General features: G+C 75.1%; 14 protein-coding genes. 6 read left to right on the forward strand and 8 right to left on the reverse strand.

Annotated features, from left to right (window positions below):
* Positions 1-258 precede the first annotated feature (258 nt).
* From GBN72_RS03455 to GBN72_RS03485, 7 genes are all read right to left on the reverse strand, one after another.
* A complete protein-coding gene (locus tag GBN72_RS03455) occupies positions 259-435 on the reverse strand; it encodes an MbtH family NRPS accessory protein (protein ID WP_164540347.1) in 177 nt (58 codons plus the stop codon).
* Positions 432-4,358: a non-ribosomal peptide synthetase gene (locus GBN72_RS03460; protein ID WP_151770114.1), complete on the reverse strand. Its 3,927-nt coding sequence runs from the start codon at positions 4,356-4,358 to the stop codon at positions 432-434. The genes GBN72_RS03455 and GBN72_RS03460 overlap by 4 nt, the downstream gene beginning before the upstream one ends.
* Positions 4,355-4,585 (reverse strand): phosphopantetheine-binding protein, encoded by a 231-nt coding sequence (locus GBN72_RS03465; protein WP_151770115.1) that lies wholly within the window; start codon positions 4,583-4,585, stop codon positions 4,355-4,357. Before GBN72_RS03465 ends, GBN72_RS03460 begins: the two co-directional genes overlap by 4 nt.
* 8 nt (positions 4,586-4,593) lie before the next feature.
* On the reverse strand, positions 4,594-5,238 hold the full coding sequence (locus GBN72_RS03470; RefSeq protein ID WP_151770116.1) for an isochorismatase family protein: 645 nt from the start codon (positions 5,236-5,238) through the stop codon (positions 4,594-4,596).
* Positions 5,239-5,256: 18 nt separating this feature from the next.
* Entirely contained in the window at positions 5,257-6,921 is a 1,665-nt protein-coding gene (locus GBN72_RS03475; protein ID WP_151770117.1) for a (2,3-dihydroxybenzoyl)adenylate synthase, read from the reverse strand.
* Positions 6,918-8,120, reverse strand: coding sequence for an isochorismate synthase (locus tag GBN72_RS03480; protein ID WP_151770118.1), 1,203 nt, complete (start codon positions 8,118-8,120; stop codon positions 6,918-6,920). The genes GBN72_RS03475 and GBN72_RS03480 overlap by 4 nt, the downstream gene beginning before the upstream one ends.
* Before the next feature lie 67 nt (positions 8,121-8,187).
* Complete coding sequence (locus GBN72_RS03485; RefSeq protein ID WP_246212339.1) at positions 8,188-8,940, reverse strand: 2,3-dihydro-2,3-dihydroxybenzoate dehydrogenase; 753 nt, start codon at positions 8,938-8,940, stop codon at positions 8,188-8,190.
* A gap of 474 nt (positions 8,941-9,414) precedes the next feature.
* Between GBN72_RS03485 and GBN72_RS03490 the strand changes: the two genes are divergently transcribed.
* The 3 genes from GBN72_RS03490 to hydA all read left to right on the forward strand — a co-directional run bounded on the left by GBN72_RS03490 (position 9,415) and on the right by hydA (position 13,086).
* Positions 9,415-10,257 carry a nitrilase-related carbon-nitrogen hydrolase gene (locus tag GBN72_RS03490; RefSeq protein ID WP_151770120.1) on the forward strand — a complete coding sequence of 281 codons (843 nt, stop codon included), beginning with the start codon at positions 9,415-9,417 and terminating at the stop codon, positions 10,255-10,257.
* 80 nt (positions 10,258-10,337) lie between these two features.
* A complete protein-coding gene (locus GBN72_RS03495) occupies positions 10,338-11,615 on the forward strand; it encodes an aspartate aminotransferase family protein (protein ID WP_151770919.1) in 1,278 nt (425 codons plus the stop codon).
* Between the two features lie 70 nt (positions 11,616-11,685).
* On the forward strand, positions 11,686-13,086 hold the full coding sequence (gene hydA, locus GBN72_RS03500) for a dihydropyrimidinase (RefSeq protein WP_151770121.1): 1,401 nt from the start codon (positions 11,686-11,688) through the stop codon (positions 13,084-13,086).
* Between the two features lie 40 nt (positions 13,087-13,126).
* On the opposite strand, the gene GBN72_RS03505 is transcribed toward hydA, so the two are convergent.
* On the reverse strand, positions 13,127-13,558 hold the full coding sequence (locus GBN72_RS03505; RefSeq protein WP_151770122.1) for a PaaI family thioesterase: 432 nt from the start codon (positions 13,556-13,558) through the stop codon (positions 13,127-13,129).
* Between the two features lie 283 nt (positions 13,559-13,841).
* On the opposite strand from GBN72_RS03505, the gene GBN72_RS03510 reads away from it, so the two are divergent.
* The 3 genes from GBN72_RS03510 (at position 13,842) to GBN72_RS03520 (ending at position 18,156) form a co-directional block, all read left to right on the forward strand.
* Positions 13,842-15,029: an amidohydrolase gene (locus GBN72_RS03510; protein WP_151770123.1), complete on the forward strand. Its 1,188-nt coding sequence runs from the start codon at positions 13,842-13,844 to the stop codon at positions 15,027-15,029.
* A complete protein-coding gene (locus GBN72_RS03515; protein ID WP_151770124.1) occupies positions 15,026-15,757 on the forward strand; it encodes a 4'-phosphopantetheinyl transferase family protein in 732 nt (243 codons plus the stop codon). Before GBN72_RS03510 ends, GBN72_RS03515 begins: the two co-directional genes overlap by 4 nt.
* 347 nt (positions 15,758-16,104) lie before the next feature.
* Positions 16,105-18,156 carry a VMAP-C domain-containing protein gene (locus tag GBN72_RS03520; RefSeq protein ID WP_151770125.1) on the forward strand — a complete coding sequence of 684 codons (2,052 nt, stop codon included), beginning with the start codon at positions 16,105-16,107 and terminating at the stop codon, positions 18,154-18,156.
* The last annotated feature ends 107 nt before the right edge of the window (positions 18,157-18,263 follow it).

Below are 18,263 nucleotides of genomic sequence, written 5' to 3' on the forward strand. Positions count from 1 at the left end.
TCCTGGACGCCTACGTGCGGGTCCGGGTGCCCGCGGAGGCGGTGCGGTGCGTGGCGGCGGACCCGGCCCGGATGGTCCCGCTGCTGCTGGAGGCGGCGCGGGGGGTGCCGGAGGACCACTACTGGGGAGTGGTGCACGCGCTGCGGGTCGCCGGCGTGCGAGGGGTGCAGCGGCCGGGCGGCGCACCCGTGCGCCCGGAGGCCGCGCCCCGGGCGGGGACGCGGCCTCCGGCGTCGGGCCAGGACGCGGCCCTCGGCGTCAGGGGAGGCGGAGACGCTTTTCGCACTCCTCCCGCGGCGCGGGGCCGGACAGCACCGTCCAGCCCGCCGGCGTCCCGCGCCACTCGGGCCACAGCGAGCGCTCCCCCCGCGCGTTGACCAGCACCAGGAACGGCGTCGCGGCGTCGAACGGGGACGGGATGTCGGTCGTGCTCACGCGTCGAGCTCCTTCAGCCGTGCGGAGACCACCGCGGCCACCGCGTCCAGGTGGCGGCCCTGGGTGATCAGCGGGTGGGTGCAGTCCAGGTCCAGGTTGTGGATCTCCCCGCCGATGTGCGGGCGCCAGGACTCCCAGCTCAGCCAGTCCTCCGCCCGCGGGGCGGACGCCGTGAAGAAGAGCAGGTCGCCCTCGTACCGCCGGTGGACGTGCTCGCGCATCAGCCGCGCGTTGTGCGGCACGATGTCGACGATCCGGTTCAGCGTGACGTCGGACAGCCCCCCCAGCGGGCTGCCCAGCCGGGCCAGGGTCGCGACCACGTCCTCCTTGGTCGCCTCCTCGGTCCGCTCCAGGCCGGCCATCCGCAGCACCGCGGTGAGCGCGTCGCCCTCCTCCGGGGCGGGCCGCTCCCTCCACTGCTCGGCGGGGAACGCGTCCAGCAGCGCCAGCAGGTCGACCTCCTCGCCCGCCTCCTGGAGCAGCACCGCCATGGTCTGCGCCAGCGCGCCGCCCACCGACCAGCCCATCAGCCGGTAGGGGCCGTGCGGACGCACCGCCCGGACCTGCTCGACGTACGCGGCGGCCAGCGCCTCCAGCGACCTCGGCAGCGGGCCGCCCTCCAGCAGGCCGGGCGCCTGGATGCCGTACACCGGCCGGTCCGGTCCGAGCCGCGCGGGCAGACCCGCGTAGCACCAGGCGATGCCGCCCGCCGGGTGGAGCACGAACAGCGGAGGCCGGTCGCCCTCGGGGCGCAGCGGCAGCACCACGTCCAGCGCGTCCGAGGAGGACGGGCGGGCGCTGTCCAGCCGGGCGGCGAGCGCCGCGGGCGTCGGCGCGGCGAACAGCGAGCCCAGGGTGAGCTCGGCGCCGAACTCCTCGCGGATCCGGGCCACCAGACGGATCGCCAGCAGCGAGGAGCCGCCCAGGTCGAAGAAGGCGTCGTCGGCGCCCACCTCGCCCAGGCCCAGCACCTCCGCGAAGAGCCGGGCCATCGCCTCCTCACGGGCCACGGTGGGCCGCCGTCCGCCGCCGGCCCGGTGGACCGGGGCGGGCAGCGCGCGGCGGTCCAGCTTGCCGTTGGGCGACAGCGGGAACTCCCCGAGCACCACGACCGCCGACGGCACCATGTGCTCGGGAAGCGTCAGCGCCACCGCCTCGCGGAGAGCCACCGGGTCGGCGGCGCCGGTGACGTAGCCGACGAGCCGCTGGTCCCCGGGACGGTCCTCGCGGACCAGCGCGCACGCCCCGTCCACGCCGTCCTGGGCGGCCAGCGCGGCCTCGATCTCGCCGAGTTCGATCCGCTGGCCGCGCAGCTTCACCTGGTGGTCGGTGCGGCCCAGGTACTCCACCTGGCCGTCCGCCCGCCACCTCGCCAGGTCGCCGGTGCGGTACATCCGCCCACCGGGCGGGCCGAACGGGTCGGCGACGAAACGGGCGGAGGTCAGCTCCGGACGGCCCAGGTAGCCGTCGGCCAGCTGCGCGCCGGCCAGGTACAGCTCGCCCGGCACACCGGGCGGGCAGGGCTGGAGCGCGGCGTCCAGCACGTACAGCCGGGTGTTCCACACCGGCGCGCCGATCGGCACCGGCCCGTCGTGCTCGGGCAGCACCTCGTGGAAGCTGACGTCCACGGCGGCCTCGGTCGGGCCGTACAGGTTGTGCAGCCGGACCCCGGGCAGCCGGCGGGCGAAGGCGCGCGCGGTGTCCCGGGACAGCGCCTCGCCGCTGCAGAACACCTGGCGGAGCGTGCCGGCCACCGAGGCGGTCGAGGGCTCGGCCAGGAAGAGCTGGAGCATCGAGGGCACGAAGTGGCAGGTGGTGATCGCCTCCTCGTTGATCAGCCACGCCAGGTAGGCCGGGTCCCGGTGCCCGCCGGGCTCGGCCACCACCAGCGTGGCGCCCACGCGCAGCGCCCAGAAGAACTCCCACACCGACACGTCGAACGAGGCGGGCGTCTTCTGCAGCACCTTGTCGCCGGGGGCCAGCGGGTACGCGTGCTGCATCCACCGCAGCCGGTTGTCGATCGCCCCGTGGGACACCACGACGCCCTTGGGGCGGCCGGTCGAGCCGGAGGTGTGGATGACGTAGGCCGGGTGGGAGGGCGTCAGCGCCCTCGCCGGGTCGCAGGCCGGGTAGGCCGACAGGTCCAGCCCGTCGAGCACCACCAGCGGCGTGTCGACACCGGACGGGAGCCGCCGGCCGTGGTCGGTCACCGCGCACACCGGCGCGGTGTCCTGGAGCATGTCCGTGAGCCGCCGCGCCGGATGGTCCGGGTCCAGCGGCAGGTAGGCGGCGCCCGACTTGACGACCGCCAGCAGGCTGATCACCAGCTCCAGGGAGCGGGGCAGCGCCACCCCGACCACCTTGCCGGGACCGGCGCCCCGCTCGGCCAGGTGGCGGGCCAGCCGGTTGGCCCGGGCGTTCAGTTCGGCGTAGGTGAGGGTGGTGCCGTCGAAGACCAGGGCGGGGGCGTCCGGCGTGCGGGCGGCCTGCGCCTCGATCGGGCCGATCAGCGTGGTGGGCGGGACCTCGTGGCCGGTGTCGTTGAACTCGCGCAGCACGAGGGAGAGTTCCTCGGGCAGGGCGACCGGGTGCGCGGCCAGGGGCAGCGCTGGGTCGCCGGCGACCAGGCGGTCGAGCAGGGCCAGGAAACGCCGCTGGTGGAGGGCGAGTTCCTCCCCGGAGTAGAGGGCGGGGTTGGCGTCGTGGTCGATCTCCAGGCCGTGGCCGTCGGCGCGGTCGTAGATGTTGACCGTGAGGTCCTCGACCGGCCCGGCGGACAGGCTGCGGAGGCGGGCGGGGGAGCCCGCGAAGCTCACCGCGTAGTCGAACGGCATGGTGTTGACCAGGGGCCCGACCAGGGAGCGCCGTTCGCCCAGCAGGCCGAGGTCCCGGCGGATGTCCTCGTAGCGGTAGCGCTGGTGGCGGCGGGCGGCGCGCAGCGCCAGAACCACCTGGCGGACCAGGCCGGCGAAGGTCTGCCGCGGCTCCACGGACACCCGCAGCGGCAGCACGTTCATCACCATGCCGGGGACGCGCAGCGCCGCCGAGCCCATCCGGCCCATCAGCGGCACACCGAGCACCACGTCCTGCCGGTTGGTGGCGCGGGCGGTGTACAGCGCCTGGGCGGCGATCAGGACCTCGGGCCAGGTGGCCTTCAGCGCGGCGGCGGTCTCCCGCAGGCGTGCGGTGGCCTCGGGGGAGAGGTGCGTGGTGCGGCGCAGGAAGCTCCGCGAGGGCTGGGCGGAACGCCCGGCGAGGTGCGGCGCCTCGGGGCGGTCGGCAAGCAGCCGCCGCCAGTACTCCCGGTCGGCCTCGAACGCCTCGCCGGAGCGGTACTCGACGTCCGCGCCGACCAGTTCGGCCAGCGGCCCGAAGGTGCGCGCGGGAAGCTCCTCGCCGCGGGCGAAGGCGGTGTACGCCTCGGCGGTGCGGCGGCCCAGCAGGGTGTAGCCGTACCCGTCCATCACCAGGTGGTGGATCCGCTGGTACCACAGCCAGCGCTCGTCGCCGGTCCGCAGCAGCGCCTGCCGGAACAGCGGCCGGGTGCCGGTGGGGTCGAAGGGCTCGGCGAGGTCCTCGCGCATCCACCGCCCGGCGGCGGCCGCCGGGTCGTCGGCGTCCCGCAGGTCGAGCACCTGGAAGGGCAACTCGATCTCGTCCAGCACCAGTTGACGTGGCCCCTCGGGCGTCTCCACGAACCGGGTGCGCAGCGCGTCGGCCTCCTCGACGACCAGCCGAAGGGCCCGGGCGAAGAGCTCCGGGTCCAGCGGGCCGTCGATCTCGGCGCACTCGGCGGTGTTGAGCGCCGGGCTGGACGGGTCGAGCGCCTGCGCGTACCACATGCCCGACTGGGCGGCGGAGAGCGGGAGTCCGGCCGCCGGGCCGGTGCGCGTCCCGGCGGGGGCGGACGTGGTGACGGTCATGAGGTCGCCCCCAGGAGTTCCGCCCAGGCCTCCACGGCGGGCTTCTCCGCGAGGTCGGCGAAGTCGGCGGTGACGCCGTGGTCGCGGCGCCAGCCCTCCAGGAGCGTCATGATGCGGACCGAGTCGAGGCCGTGATCCACGAGGTTCTCGTCCACCGGGATGTCGGCGGTCTCCTCGCCGAGGCAGTCGGCGACGTCGGCGTGGATCCGGTGCAGGGTGAGGGCCATCGTGTGGATCAGTCCTTCTCGGTCAGCGCGCCCAGCAGCGCGTCGGTGGTGGTGACGGCCGCGCAGCGGCCGGCGGCCCAGCGCAGGGCCATGTCGTGGTCCTCGCGGCTGAAGTCGGCGACGGCGTCGGCGACGACATGGGCGCGCAGGTCCCGCTGCCAGGCGTCGGCCGCACTCATCAGCACGCCGATGTGGGCGTAGACGCCGGTGACGATCAGCTCGTCGCGTCCCCACCCGGACATCAGGTCGGCCAGCTCGGTGCGGACGAACGCGCTGTACTTCCACTTGCGGAGCAGGGTGTCGCCCGGTGCGGGCGCCACGCTCGCGGGGGCGGCCAGCTTCTCGGGGTCGTCGGGGGCGCCCGGGCCCCAGAAGTCCTGTTGGAGGCCGCGCTCCTCGGGTGTCTGGCCGCCCTTCTGGGCGCTGTGCACGACCGGTACGCCGGCCGCGCGGGCCGCGGCGACGATCCGCGCCGTGTTGGCGAGCATGCCGGTCAGCGGCTGCTCACCGGCGGGGAAGGCGCCGAGGAAGTGGTGCTGCAGGTCGTGCACGAGCAGCACGGCGCGCCGGGGGTCCACCGTCCAGGAGACCCGGTTCACGGGAAGCTCGTCCGGCCGGGGCAGCGGGTAGGGGGAGATGGCGGGAAGTGCCATGGGAGGTTCGAGGGCCTTTCACTGATCCTGGGCGGAGTCCGCGGCTGCCCGCAGCCCCTTCTTGCTGACCTTGCCGACGCCGGTCTGCGGGAACTCGTCGACGAACTCCACGAGGTCGGGCACCTTGAACGCGGCGATGCCCTGCTCGCGGACGAACCGCTTGACCGCCACGGATTTCAGGGGCTCGGCGTCCCCGCGCAGGACGACGTAGGCGAGGCTGCGCTCGCCGAGGTACTCGTCGGGCACCGCGACCACGGAGACGTCGTGGACGGACGGGTGGCGGAGGATGACGTTCTCCACCTCCTCCGGGGCGATCTTCTCGCCGCCCCGGTTGATCTGGTCCTTGGCCCGGCCCTCGACGACCAGGTGGCCGCTCGGGGTGCGGCGGACGATGTCACCGGTGCGGTAGAAGCCGTCCTCGGTGAAGGAACGCCTGTTGTGCTCCGGGGCCCGCCAGTAGCCGCGGATGGTGTAGGGGCCGCGGGTCAGCAGGTGGCCGAACTCGCCCTCGGCGACGTCCTGGTCGTGGTCGTCGACGATGCGGATCTCGTCGTCGGGGGAGATGGGCAGGCCCTGGGTGGCGACGACCGTCTCGTACGGATCGTCCAGCCGGGTGTAGTTGACCAGGCCCTCCGCCATGCCGAAGACCTGCTGGAGGCGGCAGCCGAAGGCCGGTTCGAAGCGGCGCGCGGCGGCCTCGCTGTACTTGGCGCCGCCCACCAGGACCGACCTCAGGCTGGAGAGGTCGTGCCCGGTGGCCGCGGCGGCGTCCGTCCAGACGATCGCCAGCGGGGGCACCAGGCCGGTCATGGTGATCCGCTCGCGCTCGATCAGCGGGAACGCGGTCGCCGGGTCGGTGTTCGGGGAGAGCACCACGGTGCCTCCGGCGTGGAACACGCCGAGCCAGCCGGGTGAGCTGACCGGGAAGTTGTGGGCCGCGGGGAGCACCACCAGGAACCGGGTGGAGGTGTCCACCGCGCAGATCTCGTCGGATCCCCGCACCGAGTACAGGTAGTCGTCGTGGGTGCGGGGGATCAGCTTGGGCACGCCGGTGGTGCCGCCGGACAGCTGGAGGAAGGCCAGTTCGTGCGGCTCGGGCCCCTCGGGCAGGCCGGCCGGGTCGCCCTTCACCTCGGCGAGCGGGGTGTGCTCCCCGGCCTCGCCCGTCACGAACACCTCGCGCAGCGTGGGCACTTGGTCCTTCACCAGGGTGGCGAGGGCCGCGTGGTCGAATCCGGCGTGCCGGTCGACGGTGACGTAGGCGACGGCCTCGGTGAAGGAGCAGAAGTAGCGGATCTCGCTCTCGCGGTGCGCGGGCAGCGCGAACACCGGCAGCGCGCCGACGCGGAACAGCGCCATGGTCACCTGGACGAACTCGGCGGTGTTCGGCAGCTGCACGACCACCCGGTCGCCCTTGGCGATGCCCCGGGCGGCGAACCCGGCGGCCAGTTCGTCGACCCGTTCGTCCAGTTCCCGGTAGGTCCAGGAGCGCCGCTCCGGCGCCGGGTCCACCAGCGCCTCCGCGTCGGGACGGCGCCCGGCGTGCTCGCGGAGCACTCCTGCGATGGTCTCGCCCCGCCAGTACCCGGCGGCCCGGTAGCGGGCGGCGAACTCCTCGGGCCAGGTCGGCGCGTCCAGTCCGGGAGTGGTGGCGGGCCGGCGGGATTCGGTCCCGGTGCTCACAGGGCGGCTCCCACGGCGTTCAGGAAGGTACGGAACTTGGCCGCGGTCTCGGCGGTCTCCGCCTCGGCCGTCGACGCCCCCACGACGCCCGCTCCGGCGAACAGGCGCAGCAGCGCCCCCTCGGCCTCCGCGCACCGGATGGTGACGACCCATTCGCCGTCGCCCGAGGCGTCCTGCCAGCCGACCATGCCGGTGTAGGGGCCGCGGTCGAAGGGCTCGTAGCCGGCGATGACGTCACGGGCGTGGCCGGTGGGGGTGCCGCAGACGGCGGGCGTCGGGTGGAGGGCCGACGCCAGGTCGAGGGCGGTGGCGTCCGGGTCGGCCAGCTCTCCGGTGACCGTGGTGGAGAGGTGCCACATGGCCGCCGTGTTGACCAGGGTGGGGCGCTCGGGCACCTCCAGGCGGGAGCAGAAGGGGGCCAGCGCCTCCCGTACCGCCTCCACCACCACGGCGTGCTCGTGCAGGTCCTTCGGCGACTCCAGCAGCGCGTTGGCGCGGCGCACGTCCTCGGCGAGGTCGCGGCCGCGCGGCAGCGAACCGGCCAGCGGGTTGGCGGTCAGTGTGTCGCCGCGCCGGGACACCAGCAGCTCGGGGCTGGCGCCGATCAGGGTGCGGCCGGGGCCCGTGGGCACCGCGAAGGTGTGGCCGCCGGGGTCGCGGCGTGCCAGCCTGCGCAGCATCGGCGCCAGGTCCGGCTCCTGGCCGCTGGTCAGCTCCAGGGTGCGGGCCAGCACCACCTTGTCGAACTCGCCGGCGCGGATGCGGGCCGCGGCGTCGGCGACCGCACGGCCGTACTCCGCGCCGGAGGGCACCTCGCGCACCTGCCAGTCGTGCCGCGGGCCGTCGGGCACGGGCAGCGCGACCAGCGGGTCGTCGCGCAGGGCCGGTGCCGTGCGCAGGGCGGCCGGGACGGTGAGCGCGGGCGGCGCGTCCGGCAGGAACGGCACCGAGCCCATCACCACGGTCGCGGCGTCGTCCCCGGTGAGCTCCCGCGCCGCCGTGAGCGCCCCGCGGACACGTTCCGTCAGGGGACGGGCGTCGTGCGGGACCTCGGCCGCGCAGCCCTCGCCGAGCAGCGTGCGGTGGGGGGTGGCGAGGAAGCGGTCGCCGGGGCGGTAGGCGTCGAGCAGCGCGGTCGCCGCGCCGAGGGCGGGCGGCGGAGCGGCAAGGACCGTGGACTCGCGCAGGGGGGCGGTCATCTCGTCTCCAGTTCGTCGGACGGGGCGGTCGGCCCGGCGGTGCGGGGCCAGGGGGAGGTGGTCGGACCTAGGCACGCAGGGTGGCTCCGCCGTCGACGTACAGGTCGTGCAGGGTGATGTGCCGGGCCCGGTCGGACGCGAGGAAGACGACGGCCTCCGCGACGTCCTGCGGGTCGGCGATGCGGCCCAGCGGTATGCCGGTGCGGTGGGCGGCCAGGTCGCCCTCGACCACCCGGCGGGCGGAGGCCTCGGCCTCCCCCTCGGCCCACAGGCCGCGCTGCATGTCCGTCATGGTCGAGCCGGGGGAGACGGTGTTGCAGCGCACACCCCGCGCGGCCACCTCGAGACCGAGGCACTTGGTGAACATCACCGCGGCGGCCTTGGAGGCCGCGTAGGCGGAGAGCCCGGCGCGCGGTATGCCGGCCGCGTTGGAGGCCACGGTGACGACGCTGCCGCGTCCACGCTCCGTCATCCGCCGGGCCGCGGCCCGCGATACGTGGAAGACGCCGGTGGTGTTCACGGCGAAGTGGGCGGCCCACTCCTCGTCCGTCAGGTCGACGACGGTGGAACTCCACAGCACCCCGGCCACGTTGACGGCGACGTCCAGCGGGCCCAGCGCGTCCTCGGCGTGCGCGACGGCGGCGTCCACGGCGGCGGAGTCGCGGACGTCCAGCGCGAGGGAGGCGACCCGGCCGTCGTGGGCGGCGGCGAGTTCCCCGACGTCCGGGGCCTCGAGGTCGGTGGCGAGCACCTGGGCGCCCCGGGCGGCGAGCGCGTGGACCACGGCCCGGCCGATGCCCCGCGCCGCTCCGGTCACCAGGGCCGTCCGGCCGGCGAACTCCCGCGCGCCGACGGCCCCGGGGTCCGGGAGAGCGGGTACATGGGCGGTGACGGGCGGGTGGGACACGGGTGGCTTCCTTCTTCCCGGGGACCGGCCGCCCGCGGGCGGCGGTCGTCCCCGGCGGAGCGTGCGCAGGGGTCACCACCGCCGCGGGCAGCGCAACGAAAGTAAGGTTAGGCTAACCTACGTTTCGACGGGAAGGGTGACGAAGGGTGGCCAGGCACCTGATCCGGCCGTTCCGCCGGAGCCCGGACGACGGTGCTCCCGGTGGCGCGCGGCTGACCCGCAAGGGTGCTCGGGGGCCGGTGAATCGGCGGCTTCGCCGGGTCGGTCTTGGCAAGGCCCCCGGGGCGTCCTAAGTTCGAGCTTCCGGCGGCTTCGGCCGCCACCAGCGGTCCCCGCGGTGGGTCCCCGCAGCAGAGGCCCTCTGACGTTCCGTCGAAGGAGCAGCTCGTGGCCAACGTCGTACGCGCAGCCCTGGTCCAGGCGACCTGGACCGGCGACACCGAATCCATGATCGCCAAGCATGAGGAACACGCCCGTGAGGCGGCCCGGCAGGGCGCCCGGATCATCGGCTTCCAGGAAGTCTTCAACGCCCCCTACTTCTGCCAGGTCCAGGACCCCGAGCACTACCGGTGGGCGGAGGCCGTCCCGGAGGGCCCCACCGTCACCCGGATGCGGGCCCTGGCCCGGGAGACCGGCATGGTGATCGTGGTGCCGGTCTTCGAGGTGGAGCAGAGCGGCTTCTACTACAACACCGCCGTCGTCGTCGACGCGGACGGTGAGGTGCTGGGCAAGTACCGCAAGCACCACATCCCCCAGGTCAAGGGATTCTGGGAGAAGTACTACTTCAAGCCCGGCAATCTGGGCTGGCCGGTCTTCGACACCGCCGTCGGCAAGGTCGGCGTCTACATCTGCTACGACCGGCACTTCCCCGAGGGCTGGCGCCAGCTCGGTCTGAACGGCGCCCAGCTCGTCTACAACCCGTCCGCCACCTCGCGCGGGCTGTCCGCCTACCTGTGGCAGCTCGAGCAGCCCGCGGCCGCCGTCGCCAACGAGTACTTCGTCGCCGCCATCAACCGGGTCGGCCAGGAACCCTACGGCGACAACGACTTCTACGGCACCAGCTACTTCGTCGACCCGCGCGGACAGTTCGTCGGCGACGTCGCCAGCGACAAGGAGGAGGAACTCGTCGTCCGCGACCTCGACCTCGGCCTGATCGAGGAGGTACGGCAGCAGTGGGCCTTCTACCGCGACCGGCGGCCGGACGCCTACCAGGGCCTGGTGCAGCCGTGACGGCGGCGGACGCGAACACCGCGCGCCCCGCGGGATCCACGGCGACCGCCGTGCCCGGGACGCCCGCCGGGTCCCCGGGGCTGCTCGCCCGGCACCGGGCCGTGCTCCCCGACTGGCTCGCCCTCTACTACGACGACCCGCTGGAGATCACCCACGGCGAGGGACGCCACGTCTGGGACGCCGCGGGCCGCAAGTACCTCGACTTCTTCGGCGGCATCCTCACCACCATGACCGCCCACGCCCTCCCCGCGGTCGCCGAGGCGGTCACCGGACAGGCCGGCCGGCTGCTGCACTCCTCCACGCTCTACCTCAACCGGCCGATGGTCGAACTCGCCGAACGGATCGCCCGGCTCTCCGGCATCCCCGACGCCCGGGTCTTCTTCACCACCTCCGGCACCGAGGCCAACGACACCGCGCTGCTGCTGGCCACCACCCACCGGCGCAGCAACCAGATCCTGGCCATGCGCAACAGCTACCACGGACGGTCCTTCTCCACCGTCTCCGTCACCGGCAACCGGGGCTGGTCGCCGACCTCGCTCTCCCCGCTGCAGACCCTCTACGTCCACGGCGGCGTCCGCCACCGAGGCCCCTACGCCGACCTGGACGACGCGGCGTTCACCGCCGCCTGCGTCGCCGACCTGCGCGACCTCCTCGGCCATGTCCGCTCCCCGGCCGCGCTGATCGCCGAACCGGTGCAGGGCGTCGGCGGGTTCACCTCCCCGCCGGACGGGCTGTACGCGGCGTTCCGCGAGGTCCTCGCCGAGCAGGGCGTGCTGTGGATCGCCGACGAGGTGCAGACCGGCTGGGGCCGCACCGGCGACCACTTCTGGGGCTGGCAGGCGCACGCGGGCAGCGGTCCGCCCGACATCGTCACCTTCGCCAAGGGCATCGGCAACGGCATGTCGGTGGGCGGTGTGATCGCCCGCGCCGAGATCATGAACTGCCTCGACGCCAACTCCATCTCCACCTTCGGCGGCACCCAGGTCACCATGGCCGCGGCGCTCGCCAACCTCGACCACCTGCTGGAGCACGACCTCCAGGGCAACGCCCGCCGGGTCGGCGGTCTGCTGCTGAAGCGGCTGCGGGACGCCTGCGCCGGGCTGCCGGGCGTCAAGGAGGTGCGGGGGCGCGGGCTGATGATCGGCGTCGAACTGGTCCGGCCCGGCACCCACCTGGCCGCCCCCGAGGCCGCGGCCGCCGTCCTGGAAGCGGCCCGCGAGGGCGGCCTCCTGCTCGGCAAGGGCGGCGGCCACGACACCAGCGCGCTGCGCATCGCCCCGCCCCTGTCGCTCACCGCCGCCGAGGCCGAGGAGGGAGCGGCCATCCTCGAACAGGCCCTGCGCCGGGTCGCGGGGTGACCCCGGGGCCGCTTCCGTCCCGCCCCGGCCGGTACCGGCCGGATCCGCCCAGGAAGGAGAGGCACAGCCCATGTCCCGCACCGTGATCCGCGGCGGCCTCGTCGTCACCGCGTCCGACGAGGTCCACGCCGACGTCCTGATCGAGGACGGCCGCGTCGCCGCCCTCGCCGCCCCCGGCACCACCGCCGCCGAGGCGTGGACCGCCGACCGCGCCCTGGACGCCACCGACCGGTACGTCCTCCCGGGCGGCGTCGACGCCCACACCCACATGGAGATGCCGTTCGGCGGCACCCACTCCTCCGACACCTTCGAGACCGGCACCCGCGCCGCGGCCTGGGGCGGCACCACCACCATCGTCGACTTCGCGATCCAGACCGTCGGCCGCAGCCTCCGCGAGGGCCTGGACGCCTGGCACGCCAAGGCCGAGTCGAACTGCGCCGTCGACTACGGCTTCCACATGATCGTCTCGGACGTCGGCGCGCACACGCTCCGGGAGATGGACCGCCTGATCGAGGAGGGCGTGACCTCGTTCAAGCAGTTCATGGCCTACCCCGGCGTCTTCTACTCCGACGACGGCCAGATCCTGCGCGCCATGCAGCGCGCCGCCGCCAACGGCGGGCTGATCATGATGCACGCCGAGAACGGCATCGCCATCGACGTCCTGGTCGAACAGGCCCTGGCCCGCGGCGAGACCGACCCGAGGTTCCACGGCGAGGTCCGCAAGGAACTGCTGGAGGCCGAGGCGACCCACCGCGCGATCCGCCTCGCCGAGGTGGCCGGAGCACCGCTGTACGTCGTGCACGTCTCCGCGGCGAAGGCCGTGGCCGAACTGGCCCGGGCCCGGGACGAAGGGCTCCCCGTCTTCGGCGAGACCTGTCCGCAGTACCTGTTCCTCTCCACCGACAACCTGGCCGAACCCGGCTTCGAAGGCGCCAAGTACGTCTGCTCCACCCCGCTGCGCCCCCGGGAGCACCAGGCGGCGCTGTGGCGCGGACTGCGCACCGGCGACCTCCAGGTGGTCTCCACCGACCACTGCCCGTTCTGCTTCACGGGGCAGAAGGACATGGGCCGCGGGGACTTCTCCAAGATCCCCAACGGCATGCCGGGCGTCGAACACCGCATGGACCTGCTGCACCAGGCGGTCCTCGACGGCCACATCACCCGCCGCCGCTGGATCGACATCGCCTGCGCGACCCCGGCGCGGATGTTCGGCCTCTACCCGAGGAAGGGCACCATCGCGCCCGGCGCCGACGCCGACGTGGTGATCTACGACCCGCACGCGGAGCAGGTGATCTCCGCCGCGACGCACCACATGAACGTCGACTACTCCGCCTACGAGGGGCGGCGGATCACCGGCCGGGTGGAGACGGTCCTCTCCCGCGGCGTCCCGGTCGTCGAGGCCGGCGCGTACGTGGGACGGGCCGGGCACGGCTCGTACCTGCCGCGCGGCCTCTGCCAGTTGGCCGGCTGAACGGGGCCGGGGCCGGGCGCGCCCCCCGGGCGGGGACCGCTCAGTCCCGCGCGCGGGGCTCCAGCACCGAGACGGAGCCCTGGGCGACGGCGCACAGCGACTCCGTGCCGTCGGCGGCCACCGTGACCAGGTCGCACCGGCACACCACCCGGCTGCGGCCCGCGCGCACCACCTCGGCGTCGGCGCGCAGCAGGACGCCGACGCCGGGGCGCAGGTAGTCGATGCTGAACCCGGCGGTCATCACCCCGGTGCCCACCGCGGCGCCCGCGGCGAAGGTCAGGGCGTTGTCCGCCGCGTAGCTCAGCACACCGCCGTGCAGGACACCGTTCTGCTGACGCAGTTCGTCGCGGATGTCGACCTCCAGCGTCGCCCGCCCGTCCGCGAAGCGGGTCAGACGCGCGCCGACCAGTGCGTTGAAGGGCTGCGCGGCAAGGACCTTCTGGCCCAGGGCCAGGCCGGTGTCGTCACTCATGGGCCGACGATGCTGCGCCGCCGGGAGCGCTGTCAAGATCCCCGCCGCACCGCGCCCGCCGGTCCCGCGCACCGTGCCTGCCGGTCCCGCGCACCGTGCCTGCCGGTCCCGTGCCGGCCCGTCTCCCGCACGGGAGGCGTGGGGGAGGCGCCCCGGGCGGCGGGGGCGACCGGGAGGGTGTCCTCCGGGGCCCGGGCGAGCCTGTACCGTCCGAGGGGACGCCGGGCCGACGACCGCCCGGCCGACGACCGCCCGGCCGCGTGTGCCCTCCCAGGAAGCGACGATGACGCAGACCCGCTACACCCCCGCGGACGAGGCGATAGGCCGGTGGACCGGCCGCCTGCTGGCGCTCAGCCGGGCGATCCACGCCGAGCCGGAGACGGCCTTCGCCGAGCACGCCGCCTCGGCCCGGGTGGCCGGCCTGCTCGCGGAGGCGGGATTCGCGGTCGAGCGCGGGGTGTGCGAGCTGCCGACCGCGCTGAGCGCGACCTACGGTGAGGGCGACCTGACCGTGGGGCTGTGCGCCGAGTACGACGCCCTGCCCGAGGTCGGCCACGCCTGCGGACACAACCTGATCGCCTCCGCCGCCGTGGGCGCCGCGATCGGGCTGGCCGCCGTGGCCGGGGAGCTGGGGTTCAGGGTCAAGCTCCTCGGCACGCCCGCCGAGGAACAGGGCGGCGGGAAGGCGCTGATGCTGGAGCGCGGCGCCTTCGACGACGTCACCGTGGCCATGATGGTCCACCCCGGCCCCGCCGACCTCACCCTCGGCGGCGACGGCACCACCGCCGCGGCCAGGTTCCGGGCCGTCTTCCGGGGCCGCACCGCCCACTCCGCCAAGGCGCCGCACCTCGCGCTCAACGCCGGCGACGCCGCGGTCGTCGCCCAGGTCGCCGTCGGACTGCTGCGGCAGCAGACCACGCCGGACTCCCGGATCTCCGGCTTCGTCCGCGAGGCGGGACGGCGGACCAACATGGTCCCGGACCGTGCCGTGCTGGAGTACGAGGTCCGCGCGGCCACCGCCGAACAGCTCGCGCCGCTGGCCGAGCGGGTGCTGGACTGCTTCCGCGGCGCCGCGCTCGCCACCGGGACCACCGTCGAGACCGGGCGGACCCAGCCCGACTACCTCGACCTCCGCCAGGACCGGTGGCTGCTGGAGACATACGAGGGGCACCTCGCCGAGGTCGGCCGCGCCGCCGAACCGCTGCCGCCGGGGAGCGTCACCGCCTCCACCGACATGGGCAACGTCAGCCACGTGGTGCCCTCGATCCACCCGCACATCGGGGTCCTGGGCTGCGACGCCACGCCCCACCACGCGGAGTTCGCCGACGAGATGACCACCCCGGCCGCCGACACCGCCCTGCTCGACGCGGCCACCCTGCTGGCCCGCACCGGCATCGACCTCGCCGCCGACGCCGGGCGGCGGCGGCACTACGTCGGCCTCCACGCGCGTCGCGGGCGGGCCGGCCGATGATGCGGGACCTGCTGCCGCCCGCCGTGCACCTCGCCGAGTCCTTCGGTGACCTGCCCGAGGCGGTGCTGCTGCCCGAGGAGGAACCGGCCATCGCCCGCGCGGTGGAGAAGAGGCGCCGCGAGTACACCACCGTGCGCCACCTGGCCCGGCGCGCGCTCGGCTGCCTCGGGCACGGCGGCGCCGCCCTGCCCCCGGGCGAACTCCGCGCGCCGCGCTGGCCGTCGGGCGTGGTGGGCTCCATGACCCACTGCGAGGGCTACCGCGCCGCCGCGGCGGCGGACGCCGCCCTGCTGGCCTCCGTCGGCATCGACGCGGAACCGCACGAGCCGCTGCCGCCGGAGGTGCTGGGCGGGGCGGCGCTGCCGGAGGAACGGGAGCACCTGGCCGGGCTCGCCCGGCTGAGGCCGGAGACCCACTGGGACCGGGTGCTGTTCTCCGCCAAGGAGTCGGTCTACAAGGCCTGGTACCCGCTCACCGGGGCGTGGCTGGGGTTCGAGGACGCGGTCCTCGCCTTCGACCCCTCCGGCACGTTCCGCGCCCGCGTGCTGCCGGGCGCGCTGGTGGAGGGCGGACCGGCCGCCTTCGACGGCCGGTGGTCCGTGGCGGACGGATTCGTCACCACGGCCGTGGTGGTGGACGGGGGCCTCCCGGTGGACGGAGCCGGACCGACCGCCGCGTCCGCGCGCTGCCGGTGCCGGGGGCGGGACGGCGCGGACGCCGCGGGGTAGCGGAGCGCCGCCGGAGCGGGCGCGGGGCGAGGGCTTCGCCGTTCCGCCCGGACCGGCGGCGGGGGCCTCCGCCGTTCCCGCCCGGATCCGGGGCGAGGGACCGGCCGTTGCGCCACGGACCCGCGGCGCGGCCCGCCGCACGGGACGGCGCCGGGCGGTCCGCGTGCGCCACCCTCCCCCGCGGCGGTCACGGCGGGCTACCCTCGACTCCCTTCTCATCGGCGCCGCGACTTCCCGGGGCGCCGTGACGGACGACGGGGGTGCGCCGTGAGGGAGCCGAGATCCGTGCCGGCAGGAGCACACCGGGGCGCAACGCGGCACCCCGGGGGCGGTCCGGGGGCGCGGCGATGAGCCGTGAGGAGGCACGCCGCCTCCTGGTGACCCTCACCGAGGCGGCCACCGTGCGCATCCACCGGGAGGCCGAGGGGTATGACCGGGACGAGGCGGGGCGAGGGCCGGGCGCGTTCCTGGGAAGCGGCGTGTTCGCCGCCCCCGGACGCGTCCTGACCTGTGCGCACGTGCTGGACGGGGCCGAGGAGGGCGAGGGGGTGACGGTGGTGTACGAGCCCGGTGAACCCGGAGGCGGCGGCCGGTCCCTCGCCGTGCGCGCCGTCGTCGAGGCGGTGCTCGGCGGTCCCGACGAGCACGGCAACCACCACCCGCCCGACCTCGCCGTGCTCCGGCTGCGCGAGGCGGGTCCGCACCCCTGCGCGCTGCTGTCGCACCGGCCCGCCCGCACCGACAGCGACGCCGAGGTGCGCTACTGCGGCTGGGTGCCCCGCGGCGACCACGACGCCGTGCGCATCGGAGCCGGTGCGCGCGTCGGCGGGACCCACGACCACGGCGCCGAGAGGCAGTTGATCCGGTTCGTCGGCGAGACGCCGCGCGAGGGCGTCTCCGGCGGCCCGGTGCTGGATCTCGAACGGGGCGAGGTGGTCGGCCTGGTGAAGGGCAAGAACATGGCCCCGCCCGACCCCTACTACCGCAACGCCCCTCCGGAGAGCGGCGGTTACTTCGTCGACCTGGCCAAGCTGAGCCTGCTGCCCAGGGCCCGCGGACTGCACCACGAACTGCTCACCGCCCACGACCGGCACCACGGCGACGCGATGTCCCTCGCCCCGCCCGCCGGCACCTGGACCGACGGCCAGAACCTGCTGCCCGCCACCGCGGCGGCCCGGGGCAGCGACCTGCGCCCCTCCGAACTGACCCGCCTGCTCGCCTGGCTGGGGGCCCTGCCGCCGCCCGCGGACCCGATGGCGCTGCGGCACACGATCCGCGGCCTGGTGCGCGGCCCCGGCATGGTGGCCCGCCCGTACCTGTGGCGCGACGGGATAGGGCTGCTGCGGGGCGCCCGCGCGGACCGCGCCGGCCAGCTGGAGCTGTACCTGGAGTACGTCACCTGGGCGCTCGAGACCTGCGGACCGCCCCGCGACTCGCTGGAGAAGAGGGGCCGGGACGAACTCTGCGACTGGGTGGAGGAACTCGGCGTGGACCTGGACATCCTCGTCCGCGGGGAACTGATCAACCGGATCGGGCGGGTGCGCCTGCTCCAGGCGGCCCCGCCCGCCGAGACGCCCGGCGAGCCGCCCCCGGCGGCGCGGACGGTGACCCTCCAGGTGTGGCAGGACGGCTGGAACCAGCAGGTGTGCGACTGGCTGATACAGATCACCGACTCCGGCCCCGACGCCGGACCCGAGACCGTCACGGACGACCACACCGCCACCCCGGTCGGCCTGCTCCCGCAGCACGCGGCCGCCGAACTCACCGCGGCCTTCCACGACGCCGACCTCGACGGCGCCCCCGCCCTGTTCCGCCTGCTGGTCCCGCACGGCCTGCTCGGACTGCGGCCCGAGGACTGGCCGCTGGGCCCCGGCGGGCGCCCGCTCGGCGCGTTGCGGCCGGTGGTGATCGGCTGCTCCACCCGCGCGCACCCGGAACGCCAGGCCACCTGGTGGGAGGCCTTCCACCCCGGGAGAGGCGGCGCGCGCCCGCGCGCCCGGGTCGTCGACTGCGACCGGGGGAACCCGCACCCCGTGCCGCCGGACAGCGAGCGGCTGGCCTCCCTCCCGGCGGAGTCGGTGCCGGTGCTCTGCCGCCACGGCGACGGCCAGGAGGGCCCCGCGGCGGTGGTCGACGCCGGGTTCCCCGTCTCGCTGTGGCGGCGCCGCGGCGACCGGGCCGCGCTGCTGGACGAATCGGTGGGCGAGGTGTGCGGCGAGTTCCACCGCCGTGTGGAGGACGAGCTGGCCCGCGCGCGCACCGCCGCCGCCCTCCCCGAACGGGTCCGCGCCTGGCGGGCCGCGGTGGCCGACGGCGACACCGGCCACTTCTGGAGCGCAGGGCTCACCCTGCTCCACGATCCGCCGCTTCCCGAGGAAGAACCCCTGGAAGCCCTCTGACGGGGCGCAGCCGGGGCCCCAGGAGTACTGCCGGGGAGGGGGCCGGACCACTACGGTGGGCCGGGGCCTTCGCCCGATCCGAAGCCGAGCGAGGACGAGGAACCGAC

Source organism: Streptomyces abyssomicinicus, assembly GCF_008974245.1.
GTDB classification, from domain to species: domain Bacteria; phylum Actinomycetota; class Actinomycetes; order Streptomycetales; family Streptomycetaceae; genus Streptomyces; species Streptomyces abyssomicinicus.

Coding starts and splice junctions, on each gene's coding strand:
- GBN72_RS03465 (WP_151770115.1), bottom strand. CDS start 4,585: ATGGCCCTCACCCTGCACCGGATCCACGCCGACGTCGCCGACTGCCTC.
- GBN72_RS03505 (WP_151770122.1), bottom strand. CDS start 13,558: ATGAGTGACGACACCGGCCTGGCCCTGGGCCAGAAGGTCCTTGCCGCG.
- GBN72_RS03470 (WP_151770116.1), bottom strand. CDS start 5,238: ATGGCACTTCCCGCCATCTCCCCCTACCCGCTGCCCCGGCCGGACGAG.
- GBN72_RS03510 (WP_151770123.1), top strand. CDS start 13,842: ATGACGCAGACCCGCTACACCCCCGCGGACGAGGCGATAGGCCGGTGG.
- GBN72_RS03480 (WP_151770118.1), bottom strand. CDS start 8,120: ATGACCGCCCCCCTGCGCGAGTCCACGGTCCTTGCCGCTCCGCCGCCC.
- hydA (WP_151770121.1), top strand. CDS start 11,686: ATGTCCCGCACCGTGATCCGCGGCGGCCTCGTCGTCACCGCGTCCGAC.
- GBN72_RS03520 (WP_151770125.1), top strand. CDS start 16,105: ATGAGCCGTGAGGAGGCACGCCGCCTCCTGGTGACCCTCACCGAGGCG.
- GBN72_RS03515 (WP_151770124.1), top strand. CDS start 15,026: ATGATGCGGGACCTGCTGCCGCCCGCCGTGCACCTCGCCGAGTCCTTC.
- GBN72_RS03460 (WP_151770114.1), bottom strand. CDS start 4,358: ATGACCGTCACCACGTCCGCCCCCGCCGGGACGCGCACCGGCCCGGCG.